The organism is Pseudomonas sp. WS 5011 (assembly GCF_012985775.1).
Lineage (GTDB): Bacteria > Pseudomonadota > Gammaproteobacteria > Pseudomonadales > Pseudomonadaceae > Aquipseudomonas > Aquipseudomonas peli.
In genome coordinates, this window is record NZ_JAAQXA010000027.1 from 14,994 (window position 1) to 34,854 (window position 19,861).

A 19,861-nucleotide genomic window follows, 5' to 3' on the forward strand; every position below is an offset into this window, starting at 1 on the left:
TATCCCTCGAGCGCTAAGGTCTTAAAAGTCTTGTTTTCATCAGCAGGGGCGAAAACCAATTGACCAACTGGGTCAGGACGAACACGCCAAATACTGCCAGCGGTTCCAGAGGTTTCACACCTGCAAAGGTCAGTGCAAACAGCACTGCCGTTAAAACCAGTTTGCCCGCCTCACCGGCATAAAAAGACCGGACGATGGCTTGAGCAGCCCGCGCTCCACTAAAACGGAACGCCTTGTGGGCAAAGTACAGATTCGGCAGCCAAGCAATCAGGCCACCACACAACCCGGAGTAGCCTGCTACTGAGCCTTGCCACTGCCACAACACCAGGGCCAGCAACAGCAGTACCAGCAGTTGCACCAGCAGTACCGGGAAAACAGCTAAACGATGGAAGGGCAGGCGATTCGGCGTGCGAACGTCCATCTTGTTTTCCTGAAAGCTGAACTCGGGCGTCGGCACCTGAAATCAATAACTTGGCATACTTTGTGCCGACGAAATGCGCGCAGAGTATAGGGGTGCTTCCCCCCCCATTCAACTGTCGGGTAGTGATTTCCGACTAGTCGCTACACGCTCAATTGTTTCAGCGAATGTGGGCGAGTACGCCCTGCAGTTCGTCCAGCGAGCTGTAGCTGATCACCAGCTGCCCTTTGCCTTTCTGCCCGTGCTTGATCTGCACCGGCGAGCCCAGGCGCTCAGCCAGGCGCTGTTCCAGACGGGTGATGTCCGGATCAACTTTAGCCACTGCTGCTGGCTTCTCTTTGCTGTTCAACCACTGGCGCACCAGTGCTTCGGTTTGGCGCACAGTGAGGCCGCGTGCGACAACATGTCGCGCACCTTCAGTCTGCTGTTCAGCGGGTAGACCGAGCAACGCACGGGCATGGCCCATTTCCAAATCACCGTGGGACAACAGCGTCTTGATCTCTTCCGGCAGGGCAATCAGGCGCAGCAGGTTGCTGATGGTGACCCGAGATTTGCCCACAGCATCGGCGACCTGCTGTTGAGTCAGCTGGAACTCTTGCTGCAGACGCTGCAGCGCCATGGCTTCTTCGATGGGGTTGAGGTCTTCGCGCTGGATGTTCTCAATCAGGGCCATGGCAATGGCCGCTTCGTCCGGCAATTCGCGAACCATGGCCGGGATCTTGTCCAAGCCGGCTTGCTGACTGGCACGCCAGCGGCGTTCGCCGGCAACGATCTCGAAACGTCCTTCGCCAATCGGCCGCACCACAATCGGCTGCATCACGCCGTGGGCCTTGATCGACTGCGCCAGTTCTTCCAGAGCGGTGGCGTCCATGTCACGGCGCGGCTGGTATTTACCGCGCTGTATTAGGTCCAGGGGTACGTATTGCAGTTCACGGCTGTCGACCTGCGCGGCCTCTTCCTGCAAGGCGCTGACACTGGTGCCGCCCAGCAGGGCATCCAGACCGCGTCCGAGTCCTCGTTTTTTCACAGCCATGGGTATTTCCTTATGCGGTTGCGGTGTGGGCACTTGCGCGCTGGCGGCGTACCAATTCGCCGGCCAGCGCCAGGTAGGCAATGGCGCCACGGGATTGCTTGTCATACACCAGCGCCGGCATGCCGAAGCTCGGCGCCTCAGCCAGACGCACGTTGCGCGGGATGACCACGTCATAGAGCTGGTCAGGGAAGTGCTGCTTGAGCTGCGCCGACACATCGTTGGTCAGGCTGATGCGCGGGTCGTACATGGTGCGCAGCAGGCCTTCGATCTTCAGCTTGGGATTGAGGATCTCGGCGATGCGCTGAATGCTGTTGACCAGGTCGCTCAAGCCCTCAAGCGCGTAGTACTCGCACTGCATGGGGATGATCACCCCATCGGCGGCCACCAGGGCGTTGATCGTCAGCATCGACAGCGCCGGTGGGCAGTCGATGAGAATGTAATCGTAATTCTCGCGGATTGGCGCCAACGCATAACGCAGGCGGCTTTCCTTCATTTTCATTTCCAGCAGCGAGACTTCGGCGGCGGTCAGGTCGCGGTTGGCCGGCAGCAACTGGTAGCCTCCGTGCTCGGAGAACTGCATGGCATCGACCAGGTTGCATTCACCTATCAGCACGTCGTAGATCGAATGCTCCAGGCCGTGTTTATCCACACCGCTGCCCATGGTCGCGTTGCCCTGGGGGTCGAGGTCGATCAACAGCACGCGGCGCTTGGTCGCCACCAGCGAAGCAGCCAGATTGATGCAGGTGGTGGTTTTGCCCACGCCGCCTTTCTGGTTAGCGATTGCGAATACCTTAGCCATGCTGCGTTCCCCCTAAACCGAGCGACGCAGTATCAACAGATGGCGCTGACCTTGGCAACCGGGAACCTTGAGTACATGGGTAGCGGTGAGACGAAAGTCCGCTGGCAGGGCCTGCAGCTCGTCATCCGGGTGCACGCCTTTCATCGCCAGCCACTGGGTCTGACCATCGCCCAGATGGCGAGTCCAGTTGCTGAAATCTTCCAGCGAACTGAACGCCCGCGAGCAGATACCGCTGAACGGCACAGCCGGGGTGAACTCTTCGACGCGGCTGTGGATAACTTGCAGGTTGGCCAGTTTCAACTCCAGCTTCACCTGAGTCAGGAAGCGGGTCTTCTTGCCGTTGGAATCGAGCAAGGTGAACTGCCGCTCAGGAAACAGGATAGCCAGGGGAATGCCCGGCATGCCGCCGCCACTGCCAACGTCCAGCCAATTATTCCCAGCCTCGTTGACGAAAGGCACCACCGAGAGACTGTCGAGCAGATGGCGCGACACCATTTCATTTGGGTCGCGCACTGCGGTGAGGTTGTAGGCCTTGTTCCACTTGATCAGCAGGGCCAGGTAGGCCAGCAACTGTTCGTGCTGCTGCACGCTGAGTTCGACACCCAGCTCCAGAGCGCCCTGGCTCAGTTCTTCGGCATGACGTGCGGTAACCAACGACATCAGGCGCTGTGCTCCAACTGCTGACCGGCAGTACGCTTTTTCAGGTGGATCAGCAGCAGGGAAATCGCTGCCGGGGTAACGCCGGGAATCCGCGAGGCCTGGCCGAGGGTTTCCGGGCGGCTGTTACCAAGTTTGTGCTGGATTTCCTTGGACAAGCCGGAAATGCCTGCGTAGTCGATATCAAGCGGTAGCTTGGTGTCTTCACTGGCGCGCAGGCGGGCGATTTCGTCCTGCTGACGGTCGATATAGCCGGCGTACTTGGTCTTGATTTCGACCTGTTCGGCCACTTGTGGGTCCTGCGCCCCACCACCGGTGATGGTGACCAGCCCGGCGTAATCGATTTCTGGGCGGGCCAGCAGGTTAAGCAGGTTGTATTCGTGGGTCAGCGGCGTGCCGAAGTGGGCGGCAATCGCATCGCCTTGAGGCGTACCCGGGCGTACCCAGGTGCTTTTCAGGCGCTGTTCTTCCTGCACGATGGCTTCGCGCTTGGTTTCGAACGCGGCCCAGCGCACATCATCGACCAGACCCAGCTCGCGGCCTTTCTCGGTCAGGCGCAGGTCGGCGTTGTCTTCACGGAGGATCAGCCGGTATTCGGCGCGCGAAGTGAACATGCGGTACGGCTCCTGGGTACCCAGGGTAATCAGGTCGTCGACCAGTACCCCGATGTAGGCCTCGTCGCGACGCGGACACCAGCTGTCCTTACCCTGGGCGCGCAATGCGGCGTTGCAACCAGCGAGCAAACCTTGCGCACCGGCTTCTTCGTAACCGGTGGTGCCGTTGATCTGCCCGGCGAAGAACAGCCCCGCAATCACCTTGGTTTCCAGGCTGTACTTGAGATCGCGCGGGTCGAAGTAGTCGTACTCGATGGCGTAACCGGGACGGACGATATGCGCGTTCTCCATGCCACGAATGCTGCGCACGATCTGCAATTGCACATCGAACGGCAGCGAGGTGGAGATGCCGTTGGGATACAGCTCATGGGTATTCAGGCCTTCTGGCTCGATAAATACCTGATGGCTGTCCTTGTCGGCGAAGCGGTGGATCTTGTCTTCGATCGACGGGCAATAGCGCGGGCCGACACCTTCGATTACCCCGGAGTACATCGGCGAGCGATCAAGGTTGGCCGCGATGATTTCGTGGGTACGCGCGTTGGTGTGGGTGATCCAGCAGCTGACCTGACGCGGTTGCTGCTCGGCACGACCGAGGAAGGACATCAGCGGGGTTGGTGTATCACCTGGCTGCTCGGTCATTACCGAGAAGTCCACCGAACGGCCGTCGATACGTGGCGGCGTGCCGGTTTTCAGGCGACCGACGCGCAGCGGCAATTCACGCAAACGTTGAGCCAGGGCAATCGAGGGTGGATCACCCGCGCGACCGCCAGAGTAATTCTGCAGGCCTATGTGGATAAGTCCACCGAGGAAGGTGCCAGTGGTCAACACCACGGAATCCGCGAGGAAACGCAGACCCATCTGGGTGACCACGCCTTTGACTTCGTCGTTTTCGACGATCAGGTCATCGGCTGCCTGCTGAAATATCCACAGGTTGGCCTGGTTTTCCAGAGTTTCGCGAATCGCGGCTTTGTACAGCACGCGATCAGCCTGGGCGCGAGTGGCGCGTACCGCTGGCCCCTTGCGGCTGTTCAGTACACGGAACTGGATACCACCTTTGTCGGTGGCTTCAGCCATGGCGCCGCCGAGGGCGTCGATTTCCTTGACCAGGTGGCTCTTGCCGATCCCGCCAATCGCCGGGTTGCAGCTCATCTGCCCGAGTGTTTCCACGTTATGGGTCAGCAGCAGGGTTTTTACCCCCATGCGTGCAGCTGCCAACGCAGCTTCGGTACCGGCATGACCGCCGCCGATGACGATCACCTGAAAACGGGAAGGGAAATCCACCACGCACCTCGTGCCTGTTGAGAAATGGGGGGCTTTTTGGGTTGAAAAGCGGGAAAGGCGGCAAGTATAGGGATTTAGCCGGTGTGAAAGAAGCCTTTTGCACAAAAAATAGCCAGCTCGCTTGAGCGCTGTTCGGCCTTGTCGGTTAATAAAGAATAAAAGAGAGAATTTTTATAAAGCCTTGTTTATATGTTTATTACTTAGCAACGGCTTTTCTGTGGATAGATCGCTACAGATCAATGGATTCAATGCTTACAGCGTTTAAAAAGTCTGTGCTAATCCTGCCATCTGCCTGTTCAGTTGCCGTACGCAAGCTGTGGATTAAATGTATGGTTATCCACAGGGGTGGTTATCCTCATTTTTATCACCGGGTTATAGGCAGGGCTTAGGCTCGGTTTTCCACAGGGCTTAAGTGGATAAATAAGTGTCTTGTCATCGCTATTGCGCCCAGGCAAAGGCCTGCATGAATCGCATAAGTTTGGAATTCAAGACGTAGGATGGGTTAGGTGTAGGGAGGGCATTGCGGATGCGGGGCATGATTTGATGCGCCGTAACCCATCAGAAATATCCTGCAGCTGACGGTTTAGGCGATGCGTTGGCAGGTGAGACGGCGTGCGCCGCCCAGCCTATTTGCCGATACAGAAGCTGGAAAAGATCCGCCCCAGCAGGTCATCGGAACTGAACGCACCGGTGATTTCGCCCAGGGCCTGCTGAGCCATACGCAGGTCTTCGGCCAGCAGTTCGCCAGCGCCGGCTAGGGTCAGCTGAGCATGGCCGTGTTCCAGATGTGTGGAGGCCTGACGCAGCGCTTCCAAGTGACGTCTGCGCGCACTGAAGCTGCTCTCTGAGGTCTGTTCATAACCCATACAGGCCTTGAGGTGTTCCCTGAGCAGGTCCAGGCCCTCGGTGGATTTGGCCGACAGGCTGATGGTGACGTGGCCGTCATTGCAGACTTCCAGCACCACCGACTCGCCGGACAGGTCGGCCTTGTTGCGAATCAGGGTGACCTTGGCCGGATCAGGGCGTTGGTCGAGAAACTCTGGCCACAGGGCAAAGGGGTCGTCGGCTTCCGGTGCTGTGGCATCTACCACCAACAGAATGCGGTCGGCTTCACCAATGGCTTTCAGCGCACGCTCGACACCGATGCGCTCGACCTGATCCTCGGTATCACGCAAGCCGGCTGTGTCCACCACGTGCAGCGGCATGCCATCAATGTGGATATGTTCGCGCAGCACGTCACGGGTGGTGCCGGCGATCTCGGTGACGATGGCCGCTTCGCGTCCGGCCAGGGCATTGAGCAGGCTGGATTTACCGGCATTCGGCCGGCCGGCGATCACCACGGTCATTCCATCGCGCAGCAGGGCCCCTTGGCCGGCCTCACGCAGCACCCCCGCTAGGTCGGCACGCACGCCATCGAGCAGGCTGAGTACATGGCCATCGGCGAGAAAGTCGATTTCCTCTTCGGGGAAGTCGATGGCCGCTTCGACATAGATACGCAGGCTGATCAGCCGCTCGGTCAGGCCATGCACGCGACGCGAGAACTCGCCTTGCAGCGAGCGCAGGGCATTGCGAGCGGCCTGCTCGGAGCTGGCTTCGATCAGGTCGGCAATCGCCTCAGCCTGTGCCAAGTCGAGTTTGTCATTGAGAAACGCGCGCTCGCTGAATTCACCAGGACGCGCCAGGCGTGCGCCGAGTTGTACACAGCGGCGCAGCAGCAGATCGAGCACCACCGGGCCGCCATGGCCCTGCAGTTCCAGCACGTCTTCGCCGGTAAAGGAGTTGGGGCCGGGGAAGTACAGGGCCAGGCCTTCATCCAGCACCTGCTTGGCGTCGGCGAAGAACGGCCCGTAGTGGGCGTAACGCGGTTGCAACTCGCGTTGGCAGATCGCCTGCGCCAATGTGCTGGCCAGCGGCCCGGAAACTCGCACGATGCCAACGCCACCCCGGCCCTGGGCGGTGGCGACGGCAGCAATGGTTTCAACAACGGGGGGCATGCGCTTCTCCTGAATACGACATAGCAAAACGCCCCTGAAAAGGGGCGTTTGTTACAGCTTAGAAGCAATCACTGCTTAGGCGTCTGCGGCCTTGGCTGCGGCTTCGATCTTGCGGGTAATGTACCACTGCTGGGCGATGGACAAGACGTTGTTGACCACCCAGTACAGCACCAGACCAGCCGGGAACCAGAGGAAGAAGAAGGTGAAAATGATCGGCATCATTTTCAGTACCTTGGCCTGCATCGGGTCCGGCGGCGTTGGGTTGAGCTGCTGCTGGATAAACATGGTCGCGCCCATGATGATCGGCAGGATGAAGTACGGGTCCTTGATCGCCAGGTCGGTTATCCACAGCAGCCAGGGTGCTTGGCGCATTTCCACGGATTCCAGCAGCACCCAGTAGAGCGCAAGGAATACCGGCATCTGCACCAGGATCGGCAAGCAACCGCCCAGCGGATTGATCTTCTCTTTTTTGTACAGCTCCATCATCGCCTGAGACATCTTCTGGCGATCGTCACCGAACTGCTCTTTCAGCTGAGCGAGTTTTGGTGCCACGGCACGCATGCGCGCCATGGATTTGTAGCTGGCAGCAGACAACGGGAAGAAGATCAGCTTGATGATCACGGTCAACATGATGATCGACCAGCCCCAGTTACCCAGCAGGTTGTGGATAACTTCCAGCAGCCAGAAGATCGGCTGAGCCAAGAACCACAGAATGCCGTAGTCGACAGTCAGCTCAAGACCTGGAGACAGCGTCTTCAGATGGCCTTGTAGCTTCGGGCCGGCATACAAAACTGCACTGGTTTCACCTTGAGCGCCGGCAGCAACCTGAATGGCCGGGCCGGTAAAGCCGACAATGTAGTTGCCTTGGCTGTCTTTACGGGTCTGTACTTGGTTAGTGCTGTCTTTGCTTGGAATCCAGGCAGTGACGAAGTAATGCTGTAGCCAGGCAACCCAGCCTCCTTGAACGGTTTCTTTGAAGGCTTGTTTGTCGATGTCTTTCATCGACACTTTTTTGTACGGCTCTTCGCTAGTCCACAGTGCGCCACCGAGGTAGGTCGCAGTGCCGGTCGCGGTGGTGGAGGACGGATCGTCGCTGCCATCACGCTTGAGCTGGGCAAACATGTTGCCGCTCCAGGCCTGACCACTCTGGTTGTCGATCAGGTAGCTGACAGTCACCTGATAGGACGAAGGATCAACGCAGCCGGGTTTCTTCTGCTGCTGGTCCTTGGCTGCACATTCAGCGTTCAGACCACGCTTGAAGGTGAAGCGCTTGATGTAGTTGACGCCGTCTTCGCTGAGTTTGAGGTCAACCTGCAGCTGATCCTGACCGTCAGCCAGCTCATAGCTCTTCTGCTCGCTGCTCCACAGGGCACGACCGCTGGATTTGTCCGGCGCGTTGCTACCGATCAAACCGCTCTGCGCCAGGTAGGTACGCTCACCGCCGTTGTCGAACAGCTGGAAAGGTACATCCGGACGATCCTGACGACGTGGGTACTGCGGCAAACGCAGTTGCACCACATCACCACCGCGCGGGTCGATGGCCAGATCCAGCACATCGGTCTTTACGCGAATCAGTTCATCGTTGGCAGCAGCAGGTGCGGCACTGATGGTGCTGGGCTCAACGGCAGTGGTGGCGCTCGGAATATCATCGCCGCCTGCTGGGGTTGAGGTCGCGGCAGTGGTATCCGGCAAGCCGGGTACAGTGCTGCTGGTCGCGGCAATTTCTGTCGGCAGGGCAGCTTGACCGTAGTCCTGGTTCCACTGGAGAACCATCATATAGGACACGATTGCCAGGGCGACGATCAGGATCGAGCGTTGAATATCCATGATTATTCGGCCATCGAAGAGGAACGGGAGGTTTTCACGCAGGGAACCGGGTCGTAGCCACCGGGATTCCACGGGTGACAGCGGCCAAGCCGACGCAGAGTCAGCCAGCCACCGCGCATGACGCCATGATGTTCAATGGCTTCAAGCGCGTAGCAAGAACAGCTTGGGTAGAAACGACAGTGACTGGCCATCAAGGGGCTGATGGCGTAGCGGTAGAACTGGATGGGAAGCAAAGCCAGTTTACGCATGGGGACTGTCGTTCACCCCGGGTGTTGCGACGGTTTCCAGGCTTGGCTTGCTGCGTTCGAGGCGTTTCCAGAGTTTGCCAAACTGGCGAGCAAGTTCGATATTTTCCAGATCACCAAGGCCTTTACGCGCAACCACCACGATGTCCCATCCCACCAGGTTGTCCTGATTGAGACGGAACGATTCGCGGATTTGGCGCTTAAGACGATTGCGCTCAACCGAGAGCTTTACGCTCTTCTTGCCGATCACCAATCCCAGACGGGGGTGATCAAGTTCGTTGTTGCGCGCCAGCAGCAGGACATTTTTGCCCGGAGCTTTGCCGCTAGGGGAGTCGAAGACTGCCTTGAATTGCCGGGGGGTTAGCAGACGCTTTTCCCGACTGAAGTCTCGACTCACCACAAGACCGAAATTTAGACGGCGAGACGCTTACGGCCCTTGGCGCGGCGACGCGACAGGACAGCACGGCCGTTCTTGGTGGCCATACGAGCACGGAAACCGTGGGTGCGAGCGCGTTTGATAGTGCTGGGTTGGAAAGTACGTTTCATGGTGCGGTACCTGGGTGGTCGACTACGGGCCGGAATGGCCCCCGTTTTAAGAGACCGGCAATTCTAGAGAAACCCGAGGGTCAGGTCAATTTCCAACCAGTCTTTTCCTGCATAAAGAAATATAAAGAAGAGAATATTTAAAGATGTTTAGTAATGTTAGTAGCTATTAGCTAGCCACCCATCTGTGCATAAGTGCCTGAAGGCCAACAGATTAGAGCCGTTCAGCCAAGGGTAAGTCTGTCGAAAAGGCGTGCTGCAACTGTGTGGAAGCAGCGCACAAGCTGAGGATGGAATGCCATTTTACCCACAACAGGGTTTTCCACCGGGTTTTACCCTGGTTTATCCAATGAGCTTGCCGGCGGTTATCCACAGCCCTTATCCCATCTGCGTCATAAGCCTAGAACGCGATTAACACGTTGATTTTCCTTGCGCATAAGCAAGCTTACATGTGGATAACTCAAGCCTCGGCGGCTATAATGACGGCTGTTTTTTGCCTCGCGCCTTGCGATTTAGGGGATGTCCGTGTCTGTGGAACTTTGGCAGCAGTGCGTCGAGCTTCTGCGCGATGAGCTGCCTGCTCAGCAATTCAACACCTGGATCCGTCCACTGCAGGTCGAAGCCGAAGGCGACGAGCTCCGCGTCTATGCGCCGAACCGTTTTGTCCTTGACTGGGTTAATGAGAAGTACCTCAGCCGTTTGCTCGAGTTACTCACCGAACGGACCAACGGTCTGGTTCCGGCACTCTCCTTATTAATAGGTAGCAAACGCAGTTCTGCACCGCGTGCGGCAGCTGTCAGTACCCCGTCCACTGCGCCGAACACGCCAGCACCTACTGCATTCACCACAGCGGCAACCGCTACCGCGCAGACAGAACCCTCGCGCGCGAGCTTCGACCCCATGGCCGGTGCGGCCAGCCAGCAGGCGCCGGCGCGTACTGAGCGTTCTGTGCAGGTTGAAGGCGGGTTGAAACACACCAGTTACCTGAATCGCACCTTTACCTTTGATAACTTCGTCGAAGGTAAATCTAACCAGCTGGCCCGCGCAGCGGCCTGGCAGGTAGCGGACAACCCCAAGCACGGTTACAACCCGCTGTTCCTTTATGGCGGCGTGGGCCTGGGTAAGACGCACTTGATGCATGCGGTGGGTAACCATCTGCTGGCGAAAAACCCGAATGCCAAGGTGGTGTACCTGCATTCCGAGCGTTTCGTCGCGGACATGGTCAAGGCCTTGCAGCTGAACGCGATCAACGAGTTCAAGCGCTTCTACCGTTCGGTGGATGCACTGCTGATCGATGACATTCAATTCTTCGCCAAGAAAGAGCGTTCCCAGGAAGAGTTCTTCCACACCTTCAACGCCTTACTCGAAGGCGGCCAGCAGGTGATTCTCACCAGCGACCGCTACCCGAAAGAAATCGAAGGCCTGGAAGAACGTCTCAAGTCACGTTTCGGCTGGGGTCTGACAGTAGCCGTCGAGCCGCCTGAGCTGGAAACCCGCGTGGCGATTTTGATGAAGAAGGCCGACCAGGCCAAAGTCGACCTGCCGCATGATGCTGCCTTCTTTATTGCCCAGCGCATCCGCTCCAACGTGCGTGAGCTGGAAGGCGCGTTGAAGCGCGTTATCGCCCACTCGCACTTCATGGGCCGCGACATTACCATCGAGCTGATCCGCGAATCGCTCAAGGACCTGTTGGCCCTGCAGGACAAGCTGGTCAGCATCGACAATATTCAGCGCACGGTCGCCGAGTACTACAAGATCAAGATTTCTGATCTGCTGTCCAAGCGTCGCTCGCGTTCAGTCGCGCGCCCGCGTCAGGTAGCCATGGCGTTGTCGAAAGAGCTGACCAACCACAGCCTGCCGGAAATTGGTGATGCCTTCGGCGGCCGCGATCACACAACGGTATTGCATGCATGCCGTAAGATTGCTGAACTTAAGGAATCCGACGCGGACATCCGCGAGGACTATAAGAATTTGCTGCGTACGCTTACAACCTAATACGCAACTCCACTAGGCAAGGGACTAGACCATGCATTTCACCATTCAACGCGAAGCCTTGTTGAAACCTCTGCAACTGGTCGCCGGCGTCGTGGAACGCCGTCAGACCTTGCCGGTTCTCTCTAACGTGCTGCTGGTGGTCGAAGGCCAGCAGCTGTCGCTCACTGGCACCGACTTGGAAGTCGAGCTGGTTGGTCGCGTCACCCTTGAAGAGCCAGCGGAGTCCGGTGAGATCACCGTGCCGGCGCGTAAGCTGATGGACATCTGCAAGAGCCTGCCGGCTGACGCCCTGATCGATATCCGTATCGACGAGCAGAAGCTGCTGGTCAAAGCCGGCCGCAGCCGCTTCAGTCTGTCCACCCTGCCCGCCAATGATTTCCCTACTGTCGAAGAAGGCCCAGGTTCGCTGACCTTCAGCCTGGTACAAAGCAGACTGCGTCGCCTGATCGAACGCACCAGCTTTGCCATGGCCCAGCAGGACGTGCGTTATTACCTCAATGGCATGCTGCTAGAAGTACAGACCGGCATCCTCCGCGCCGTTGCCACCGACGGTCACCGCCTGGCCATGTGCTCCATGGAAGCGGCGATCGAGCAGGTTGAACGCCATCAGGTCATCGTGCCGCGCAAAGGTATTCTCGAACTGGCTCGTCTGCTCACTGAGCAGGATGGCAGCGTCAGCATTGTTCTCGGTCAGCACCATATCCGCGCTACCACCGGCGAGTTCACCTTCACCTCGAAACTGGTCGACGGCAAGTTCCCGGATTACGAGCGTGTTTTGCCGCGTGGTGGTGACAAGCTGGTGGTTGCTGATCGTCAGGGCCTGCGTGAAGCGTTCAGCCGTACCGCGATTCTGTCCAACGAGAAGTACCGCGGTATTCGCCTGCAACTGGAATCTGGCTTGCTGAAAATTCAGGCCAACAACCCTGAACAGGAAGAAGCGGAAGAAGAGATCGCCGTGGACTACAGCGGCAGCTCGCTGGAAATTGGTTTCAACGTCAGCTACCTGCTCGACGTGCTGAGCGTTATGACCACCGACCAGGTGCGTCTGATTCTCTCCGATGCCAACAGCAGTGCCCTGGTGCAGGAAGCTGACAACGACGACTCCTCTTATGTCGTTATGCCGATGCGTCTGTAATCGCTGAATGTCCCTTACTCGCTTTACCGTCACCGCGGTGCGTAATCTGCACCCGGTGACCCTCTCCCCCTCCCCGCGTATCAACATCCTTTCCGGCGACAATGGCAGCGGCAAAACCAGCCTGCTCGAAGCCATTCATTTGCTGGGTCTGGCTCGCTCCTTTCGCAGCACTCGCCTGCTTCCGGTCATTCAGTACGATCAGCTCGCCTGCACGATTTTCGGTCAGGTACAGATGTCTGATGGTCGGCAAAGCAATCTGGGTATTTCGCGGGATCGCCAGGGTGAATTTCAGATTCGTATCGATGGGCAGAATGCGCGCAGCGCTGCTCAACTGGCCGAGACCTTGCCGCTGCAACTGATCAATCCGGATAGCTTCCGTCTGCTCGAAGGCGCACCGAAGATTCGTAGGCAGTTTCTCGATTGGGGAGTGTTCCACGTGGAACCTCGTTTTCTGCCGGCCTGGCAGCGCCTGCAGAAGGCCCTGCGTCAGCGAAACTCATGGCTGCGGCATGGTACACTTGACGCCGCTTCGCAGGCGGCCTGGGACCGAGAGTTGTGCCTGGCTAGCGACGAAATAGACGGTTATCGGCGTGCCTATATCCAGGCCCTGAAACCGGTTTTCGAGCGCACCCTGAATGAGCTGGTTGAGCTGCAAGGTTTGACCCTCAGTTACTACCGCGGTTGGGATAAAGAGCGCGAGCTCAATACGGTGCTTGCCTCTACCCTTACCCGCGATCAGCAACTGGGTCACACCCAGGCAGGTCCGCAGCGCGCCGATTTAAGGCTACGTTTAGGGGCACACAATGCCGCCGAGATACTCTCGCGCGGCCAGCAGAAATTAGTTGTATGTGCACTGCGCATTGCGCAGGGCCATTTAGTCAATCAGGCCAAGCACGGCCAATGCATCTATCTGGTGGATGACCTGCCGTCAGAACTGGATGAACAGCACCGTCGTGCGTTGTGCCGATTGTTGGAAGACTTGCACTGCCAGGTGTTTATCACCTGTGTAGACCATGAATTGTTGAGGGAAGGCTGGCGCACGGATACGCCAGTTGCCATGTTCCACGTGGAACATGGTGGCATTACCCAGACCCACGACCACCGGGAGTGAAGGCATGAGCGAAAACCAAACGTACGACTCCAATAACATTAAGGTCCTCAAGGGCCTGGATGCCGTACGCAAGCGGCCTGGCATGTACATCGGCGATACCGACGATGGCAGCGGTCTGCACCACATGGTGTTCGAGGTGGTCGACAACTCGATTGACGAGGCGTTGGCTGGGTATTGCAGCGAAATCACCATCACCATCCACCCGGATGAGTCGATCAGCGTGCGCGATAACGGCCGTGGTATTCCGGTCGATATGCACAAGGAAGAAGGCGTTTCTGCTGCTGAAGTGATCATGACCGTCCTGCACGCAGGCGGTAAGTTCGACGACAACAGCTATAAGGTTTCCGGTGGTCTGCACGGCGTGGGCGTTTCTGTGGTTAACGCCCTGTCCAAGGAGCTGATCCTGACCATCCGCCGTAGTGGCAAGATCTGGGAGCAGACCTATATCCACGGCGTGCCTCAGGCACCGATCGCCGCGGTCGGCGACAGCGATGTCACCGGTACGCAGATCCACTTCAAGCCGTCCGAAGACACCTTCGCCAATATCCATTTCAGCTGGGACATTCTGGCTAAGCGTCTGCGCGAACTGTCGTTCCTCAACTCCGGCGTGGGCATCCTGCTCAAGGATGAACGCAGCGGCAAGGAAGAGCTGTTCAAGTACGAAGGCGGTCTGCGTGCCTTCGTTGAATACCTCAACCACAACAAGACTGCGGTCAACCAGGTGTTCCACTTCACCGTGCAGCGTGATGACGGTGTCGGTGTAGAAGTTGCCCTGCAGTGGAACGACAGCTTCAACGAGAACCTGCTCTGCTTCACCAACAATATTCCCCAGCGCGACGGTGGTACTCACCTGGCCGGCTTCCGCTCGGCGCTGACGCGTAACCTGAATGCCTATATTGAGCAGGAAGGTCTGGCCAAGAAGCACAAGATCGCCACCACCGGTGACGATGCCCGTGAAGGCTTGACAGCGATTATTTCGGTAAAAGTACCGGACCCGAAGTTCAGCTCGCAGACCAAAGACAAGCTGGTTTCCAGCGAAGTGAAAACTGCGGTCGAGCAGGAAATGGGCAAGTACTTCTCCGACTTCCTGTTGGAAAACCCCAACGAGGCCAAGGCCGTAGTCGGCAAGATGATCGACGCTGCGCGCGCCCGTGAAGCAGCGCGTAAAGCGCGTGAAATGACCCGCCGTAAAGGCGCGCTGGATATCGCCGGGCTGCCGGGCAAACTGGCCGACTGCCAGGAGAAAGACCCTGCCCTTTCCGAACTCTATATCGTTGAAGGAGACTCCGCGGGCGGTTCTGCCAAGCAGGGCCGTAACCGCAAGACCCAGGCGATCCTGCCGCTCAAGGGCAAGATCCTCAACGTCGAGAAAGCGCGTTTCGACAAGATGATTTCCTCTCAGGAAGTCGGCACCCTGATCACCGCCCTGGGCTGTGGTATCGGCCGCGATGAGTACAACATCGACAAGCTGCGCTATCACAACATCATCATCATGACCGACGCCGACGTCGACGGTTCGCACATTCGTACTCTACTGCTGACCTTCTTCTTCCGTCAGTTGCCGGAGCTTGTTGAGCGTGGCTACATCTATATCGCTCAGCCGCCGCTGTACAAGGTCAAGAAGGGCAAGCAGGAGCAGTACATCAAGGACGACGAGGCTATGGATGAATACATGACCCAGTCGGCCCTGGAAGATGCCAGCCTACACGTCAACGAAAGCGCGCCAGGCTTGTCTGGTGAAGCGCTGGAGCGCCTGGTCAACGATTACCGCCTGGTGATGAAGACCCTCAACCGATTGTCGCGTCTGTACCCGTTGGAGCTCACCGAGCACTTCGTCTACATCCCGCGCGTGGAAACCGAGCAACTGGCGGACAAGGCAGCCATGGAGCAATGGCTGGGCCTGCTTGATGCGCGCCTCAAGGGTATGGAGAAGTCCGGTCTGGTGTACAAAACCAGTCTGCACGAAGATCAGGAGCGTCACCTCTGGCTGCCGCAGGTGGAACTGGTTTCCCATGGGGTTTCCAGCTACATCATCTTCAACCGCGACTTCTTCGCCAGTAACGACTACAAGACCGTTACCACCCTGGGCGATCAGCTCAACAGCCTGCTGGAAGAAGGTGCTTTTGTGCAGCGCGGCGAGCGCAAGAAGCACGTCAGCACGTTCAAAGATGCACTGGCTTGGCTGATGGCCGAAAGCACCAAACGCCACAGCATTCAGCGCTATAAGGGTCTCGGTGAAATGAATCCGGACCAACTTTGGGAAACCACTATGGACCCGGAAGTGCGCCGCATGCTCAAGGTGCGTATCGAAGACGCGATCGCTGCCGATCAGATCTTCAACACCCTGATGGGCGATGCCGTTGAACCGCGTCGGGACTTTATCGAGACCAACGCGCTGGCTGTGTCCAACCTGGACTTCTAAAACAGCTGTCGACGGGCAGGTTAATTGTCATGATTGTGCGAGTTATTGTCATGACAAAATCTGTCACTACCCCGGCCTAGCGCCGGGGTTTTTCATTCTGGATCAGTGCTTTAGATGCAGCCTAGTAGTGTCCAGGAAGCGACGTATGTAGTGAAGCTACAGGGACAGCCCGGAAAATCTCGTTTTGAGAGTGAAAAAATATGGGAGATTTTTGGAGCGAATGGAGCGCGGCAATTTAAGCCGATCAAAACAGCGTCGCCCATCAGCCTTCAAAAATGGTGATATGGGTAGTCGAGTGCGACTGGCTTGCGGCTTCATCAAAACGAACTGCATGCTGAGCCACCCTGCCACCCTGCCACCCTGCCACCCTGTGTAGGTGGGCAAAGTTAATTGCCCATTCGGCCAAAGTTAAGCGGTTCGGTCAAAGTTAATGACCCACTGCCCTGCCAAGAAACCCCGGTTGACCGAAAGGTCTGCCGGGGTTTTGTCATTCATGGGAGGTTGATTTTTCGGGCTCCAAATGGCGACGACTTGTACAATCGAGCCCACTTTTTTCTGATGTGCCCATGTGTCATGGCAGCAATCGCCAGGTGCTGGGCGTCGTGCTTTTTATAGGGATTGATTTACCCATGGCTGACAAGCTGTCACTCGAAACGCTGGAGTCCTGGCTTTGGGAATCCGCGAACATTCTGCGCGGTTCCATCGACTCCTCCGACTTCAAGAACTACATCTTTGGCCTGCTCTTCCTCAAGCGTTACAACGACGTGTTCGACGAGCGTGTCACCAAGTTGATGAAGGACGAAAGCCTGAGCTACAGCAATGCCCAGGAAGAGATCGAGGACAAATGGGGCAAGTTCCCTATCAGTGCCCGCTGGTTCGATCTGATCTCGCGCACCGAGAACATTGGCGAAGCCTTAGATAAGGCTTTTGCCACCATCGAGGCCAACAACCCTGAGCTGCAACATGTACTGACTGCTACGCAGTATGGTGACAAACGTGTGCTGGCGGATGCCACATTGCAGCGCCTGCTGCGTCACTTTAACCAGTACAAGCTGGGCAATGACGACCTGTATAAGGCCGACATGCTGGGCGATGCCTACGAGTATCTGATCAAGCAGTTTGCTGACGATGCCGGCAAGAAAGGTGGTGAGTTCTATACGCCCAAGGCCGTGGTGCAATTGGTGGTTGAGCTAATTGACCCACAACCCGGCCACAGTGTGTATGACCCCACCTGTGGTAGTGGCGGCATGCTGGTTGAGAGCGCTCACCACGTGTCCCACCTTCCCAATGGCACCCTGATGGGCAAGCCTAATGTGCTGCTGTTCGGACAGGAAAAGAACCTGGGCACTTGGGCTATCGCTAAGCTCAACCTTTACCTGCACAACATGCATGCTGCTATTGAGCGCGGCGACACTTTGGTCGAGCCTAAGCACCTTGACGGCGATTATCTGAAGACCTTTGACCGGGTAATTGCCAACCCGCCGTTCTCGGCCAAGTCCTGGTGGGCACCGCTGGAGCTGAGCAACGAAAACGAGCAAGACAGTGGCAAGAAGCCCAAGGCCCCCAACTACAAGCAGGTCAGCGACCCTTATGGTCGGTTGATCTATGGCATCCCGCCACGGAGCTATGCCGACCTGGCTTTTGCTCAGCATATGCTGGCCAGCCTCAAGGCCGATGGACGCATGGGGATTATCCTGCCGCACGGAGTGCTGTTCCGCAGTGGTGAGGAAGGCAAGATTCGTGAGGGGCTGTTGTTCGGCACCGACGCCGCCAGCGGCAACCAGCCGGGAGACCTGATTGAAGCCATCGTAGGCCTACCCCCGGCGTTGTTCTACAACACCCCTATTCCGGCTTGCGTACTAATTCTGAACAAGCAGAAGCCGACGGCGCTCAAGGGCAAAGTCATCATCATTGATGCGAGCGCCGACTTTGGTAATGACAAGGTGCAGAATAGTCTGCGCGTTGAAGACGTCGCCCGTATCGTTAGCTCTCACAAGGCCGCGTTCGAGCAGCAGACCGAGGTAGAGAACTACTGCCGTGTCGTCACACTAGACGAAATCCGCAGCAACGACGGCAACCTCAACATCGCCCGATATATAGATAACGGCGAGACTGAAGAGACCGTCGATCTGGTCGAGACCTTGGCGGAACTAGCGGCATTGGTTGAGGAAGAGGAGCGGATTGACAGGCGTCTGAGCGGCTATCTGGCTGAGTTGGGGCTGCTGGAGGCTGAGGCATGAGTTTGGTGGGGAAGCCGGGGTACAGTGAGACCGCTCTCGGCTGGATGCCTACTGATTGGACGGCAACAACCCTCGGGGACGAGGTGGTATCAATTGTTGGCGGAGGAACCCCTTCCAAGGAGGTTGCCGATTATTGGGGGGGCAATATTCCGTGGGCAAGCGTCAAGGACTTGGTCGGTTCTCGATTGAGTAAAACCCAAGACTACATAACACCTCAAGCCATCAAGGGTAGCGCTACCAATCTGATACCAGCCGGTACGTTGATTACGCCAACCAGGATGGCGCTGGGCCGTGTCGCTATTTTCGACTGCGATGTTGCCATCAACCAAGACCTGAAAGCCATTTTTCCTAAGCCATCACTGAGGAAAGAGTTTCTTTTTTACTGGTTTCAGGATAACGCCGAGCGAATTGAGGCTGCGGGCACAGGTTCTACAGTCAAGGGGATTCGACTAGAGACGCTGCGTGAATTCGGATTGGCACTTCCTTCTCTTTCTGAACAGCAAAAAATCGCAGCCATCCTCACTTCGATGGACGACAAGCTCGACGTGATTGCTCGTCAGATCGAAGCCACCCAGACACTCAAGCAGGGCCTGATGCAAACCCTGTTCAGCCGGGGCGTGGGCACCCAAGATGTCAGCGGCCAGTGGGTGCTTCATTCGGAATTGAAAACTGTGCTGTCGCTGGACATTCCTGCCGCATGGGATGTAGTGCGGCTCGGCGATATTGCCCCGCTAATTCGACGACCAGTAGAAGTCCGTCCAGATGCGACTTACCCCGAGCTTGGACTACGTTCTTATGGAAAAGGGACATTCCATAAGCCAGCGCTGCTGGGCTCTGAGGTTGGTAACAAGCGGTTATTTGAAATCAAAGCTGGAGACCTCCTGTTTTCAAATGTGTTTGCATGGGAAGGTGCCGTAGCAGTAGCAAAGCCCGAAGATGATGGTCGTTATGGTTCGCATAGGTACATCACATGCAACGTGGACAAATCTCTGGCCGATACTTCCTATATCTATAGATACTTGATCACACCAGCTGGAATCACCTCGCTTTCGTTGGCCTCTCCAGGTGGGGCTGGTCGAAACAAAACGCTTGGATTGAGCGCGTTGGCCAACATCACTATTCCTCTGCCGCCGTTAGCTGAGCAGCAGAAAGTTAGTCAGATTCTCGATGGCGTTGACGCCAAACTTCAGGTGCTTGAAGCGAAGCAATGTGCTGTTAAATCCATTAAGCGCGGCTTGATGCAAAAACTGCTAACCGGCGAATGGCGGGTCAAGCTCGACAGCTCTACCGGTACAACCTGAGTCTTTCTTCATGGACGAAATCATCCCCCTGCCCTCGGATCCTGTGCCTGACCTTCAGCGCACCGTGCAGCGCAAGCTCGGGCGCTGCATGTTGCAGTTGCAGCAGTATGAGCGGTTGCTTGCGGATTCCACGGTCATCTGGCCACCCATTCCATGAGCATCTGACCACCGATTCCACGCTGATCCGGCCACCCATTCCACGCGCATCCGGCCACTGATTCCACGGCCATCCGGCCACTCAACCGG

17 protein-coding genes are annotated in these 19,861 nt (G+C 57.3%); 7 read left to right on the top strand and 10 right to left on the bottom strand.

What is annotated here, in order from left to right; all coding sequences use genetic code 11:
- Positions 1-13: 13 nt before the first annotated feature.
- From HBN63_RS19665 to rpmH, 10 genes are all read right to left on the bottom strand, one after another.
- Positions 14-421: a F0F1 ATP synthase subunit I gene (locus HBN63_RS19665; RefSeq protein ID WP_160086322.1), complete on the bottom strand. Its 408-nt coding sequence runs from the start codon at positions 419-421 to the stop codon at positions 14-16.
- A 157-nt stretch (positions 422-578) separates the two neighbouring features.
- Complete coding sequence (locus tag HBN63_RS19670; protein WP_090254189.1) at positions 579-1,451, bottom strand: ParB/RepB/Spo0J family partition protein; 873 nt, start codon at positions 1,449-1,451, stop codon at positions 579-581.
- Between the two features lie 10 nt (positions 1,452-1,461).
- On the bottom strand, positions 1,462-2,250 hold the full coding sequence (locus HBN63_RS19675; protein WP_090254191.1) for a ParA family protein: 789 nt from the start codon (positions 2,248-2,250) through the stop codon (positions 1,462-1,464).
- 12 nt (positions 2,251-2,262) lie between these two features.
- Entirely contained in the window at positions 2,263-2,910 is a 648-nt protein-coding gene (gene rsmG, locus HBN63_RS19680; RefSeq protein WP_170050575.1) for a 16S rRNA (guanine(527)-N(7))-methyltransferase RsmG, read from the bottom strand.
- Positions 2,910-4,802: a tRNA uridine-5-carboxymethylaminomethyl(34) synthesis enzyme MnmG gene (mnmG, locus tag HBN63_RS19685; protein ID WP_170050576.1), complete on the bottom strand. Its 1,893-nt coding sequence runs from the start codon at positions 4,800-4,802 to the stop codon at positions 2,910-2,912. The genes rsmG and mnmG overlap by 1 nt, the downstream gene beginning before the upstream one ends.
- A gap of 626 nt (positions 4,803-5,428) precedes the next feature.
- Positions 5,429-6,796, bottom strand: coding sequence for a tRNA uridine-5-carboxymethylaminomethyl(34) synthesis GTPase MnmE (gene mnmE / locus HBN63_RS19690; protein ID WP_170050577.1), 1,368 nt, complete (start codon positions 6,794-6,796; stop codon positions 5,429-5,431).
- 75 nt (positions 6,797-6,871) lie between these two features.
- Positions 6,872-8,623, bottom strand: coding sequence for a membrane protein insertase YidC (gene yidC, locus HBN63_RS19695; RefSeq protein ID WP_170050578.1), 1,752 nt, complete (start codon positions 8,621-8,623; stop codon positions 6,872-6,874).
- A gap of 2 nt (positions 8,624-8,625) precedes the next feature.
- On the bottom strand, positions 8,626-8,871 hold the full coding sequence (gene yidD, locus HBN63_RS19700; protein ID WP_090254202.1) for a membrane protein insertion efficiency factor YidD: 246 nt from the start codon (positions 8,869-8,871) through the stop codon (positions 8,626-8,628).
- Positions 8,864-9,265, bottom strand: coding sequence for a ribonuclease P protein component (gene rnpA / locus HBN63_RS19705; protein WP_170050579.1), 402 nt, complete (start codon positions 9,263-9,265; stop codon positions 8,864-8,866). Before rnpA ends, yidD begins: the two co-directional genes overlap by 8 nt.
- A 14-nt stretch (positions 9,266-9,279) precedes the next feature.
- Complete coding sequence (gene rpmH / locus HBN63_RS19710) at positions 9,280-9,414, bottom strand: 50S ribosomal protein L34 (RefSeq protein WP_002551315.1); 135 nt, start codon at positions 9,412-9,414, stop codon at positions 9,280-9,282.
- A gap of 522 nt (positions 9,415-9,936) precedes the next feature.
- On the opposite strand from rpmH, the gene dnaA reads away from it, so the two are divergent.
- From dnaA to HBN63_RS19745, 7 genes are all read left to right on the top strand, one after another.
- The gene (gene dnaA, locus HBN63_RS19715) at positions 9,937-11,406 is read left to right on the top strand and encodes a chromosomal replication initiator protein DnaA (protein WP_170050580.1); all 1,470 of its coding nucleotides are present in this window, start codon (positions 9,937-9,939) and stop codon (positions 11,404-11,406) included.
- Between the two features lie 31 nt (positions 11,407-11,437).
- Entirely contained in the window at positions 11,438-12,541 is a 1,104-nt protein-coding gene (dnaN, locus tag HBN63_RS19720; RefSeq protein WP_160086336.1) for a DNA polymerase III subunit beta, read from the top strand.
- 7 nt (positions 12,542-12,548) lie between these two features.
- Complete coding sequence (gene recF, locus HBN63_RS19725; RefSeq protein WP_170050581.1) at positions 12,549-13,652, top strand: DNA replication/repair protein RecF; 1,104 nt, start codon at positions 12,549-12,551, stop codon at positions 13,650-13,652.
- 4 nt (positions 13,653-13,656) lie between these two features.
- Entirely contained in the window at positions 13,657-16,074 is a 2,418-nt protein-coding gene (gene gyrB, locus HBN63_RS19730; RefSeq protein ID WP_170050582.1) for a DNA topoisomerase (ATP-hydrolyzing) subunit B, read from the top strand.
- A 629-nt stretch (positions 16,075-16,703) separates the two neighbouring features.
- Positions 16,704-18,314, top strand: coding sequence for a class I SAM-dependent DNA methyltransferase (locus tag HBN63_RS19735; protein ID WP_170050583.1), 1,611 nt, complete (start codon positions 16,704-16,706; stop codon positions 18,312-18,314).
- Complete coding sequence (locus tag HBN63_RS19740) at positions 18,311-19,615, top strand: restriction endonuclease subunit S (protein ID WP_170050584.1); 1,305 nt, start codon at positions 18,311-18,313, stop codon at positions 19,613-19,615. Before HBN63_RS19735 ends, HBN63_RS19740 begins: the two co-directional genes overlap by 4 nt.
- A 10-nt stretch (positions 19,616-19,625) precedes the next feature.
- Entirely contained in the window at positions 19,626-19,772 is a 147-nt protein-coding gene (locus HBN63_RS19745; RefSeq protein WP_170050568.1) for a hypothetical protein, read from the top strand.
- Positions 19,773-19,861 lie beyond the last annotated feature (89 nt).

What these genes read in the sequence shown, in the direction of transcription:
- yidD (WP_090254202.1), bottom strand. Translation starts at nt 8,871, where the DNA reads ATGCGTAAACTGGCTTTGCTTCCCATCCAGTTCTACCGCTACGCCATC.
- mnmE (WP_170050577.1), bottom strand. Translation starts at nt 6,796, where the DNA reads ATGCCCCCCGTTGTTGAAACCATTGCTGCCGTCGCCACCGCCCAGGGC.
- recF (WP_170050581.1), top strand. Translation starts at nt 12,549, where the DNA reads ATGTCCCTTACTCGCTTTACCGTCACCGCGGTGCGTAATCTGCACCCG.
- HBN63_RS19670 (WP_090254189.1), bottom strand. Translation starts at nt 1,451, where the DNA reads ATGGCTGTGAAAAAACGAGGACTCGGACGCGGTCTGGATGCCCTGCTG.
- dnaN (WP_160086336.1), top strand. Translation starts at nt 11,438, where the DNA reads ATGCATTTCACCATTCAACGCGAAGCCTTGTTGAAACCTCTGCAACTG.
- yidC (WP_170050578.1), bottom strand. Translation starts at nt 8,623, where the DNA reads ATGGATATTCAACGCTCGATCCTGATCGTCGCCCTGGCAATCGTGTCC.
- HBN63_RS19745 (WP_170050568.1), top strand. Translation starts at nt 19,626, where the DNA reads ATGGACGAAATCATCCCCCTGCCCTCGGATCCTGTGCCTGACCTTCAG.
- rpmH (WP_002551315.1), bottom strand. Translation starts at nt 9,414, where the DNA reads ATGAAACGTACTTTCCAACCCAGCACTATCAAACGCGCTCGCACCCAC.
- HBN63_RS19675 (WP_090254191.1), bottom strand. Translation starts at nt 2,250, where the DNA reads ATGGCTAAGGTATTCGCAATCGCTAACCAGAAAGGCGGCGTGGGCAAA.
- HBN63_RS19735 (WP_170050583.1), top strand. Translation starts at nt 16,704, where the DNA reads ATGGCTGACAAGCTGTCACTCGAAACGCTGGAGTCCTGGCTTTGGGAA.
- HBN63_RS19665 (WP_160086322.1), bottom strand. Translation starts at nt 421, where the DNA reads ATGGACGTTCGCACGCCGAATCGCCTGCCCTTCCATCGTTTAGCTGTT.
- rsmG (WP_170050575.1), bottom strand. Translation starts at nt 2,910, where the DNA reads ATGTCGTTGGTTACCGCACGTCATGCCGAAGAACTGAGCCAGGGCGCT.
- gyrB (WP_170050582.1), top strand. Translation starts at nt 13,657, where the DNA reads ATGAGCGAAAACCAAACGTACGACTCCAATAACATTAAGGTCCTCAAG.
- HBN63_RS19740 (WP_170050584.1), top strand. Translation starts at nt 18,311, where the DNA reads ATGAGTTTGGTGGGGAAGCCGGGGTACAGTGAGACCGCTCTCGGCTGG.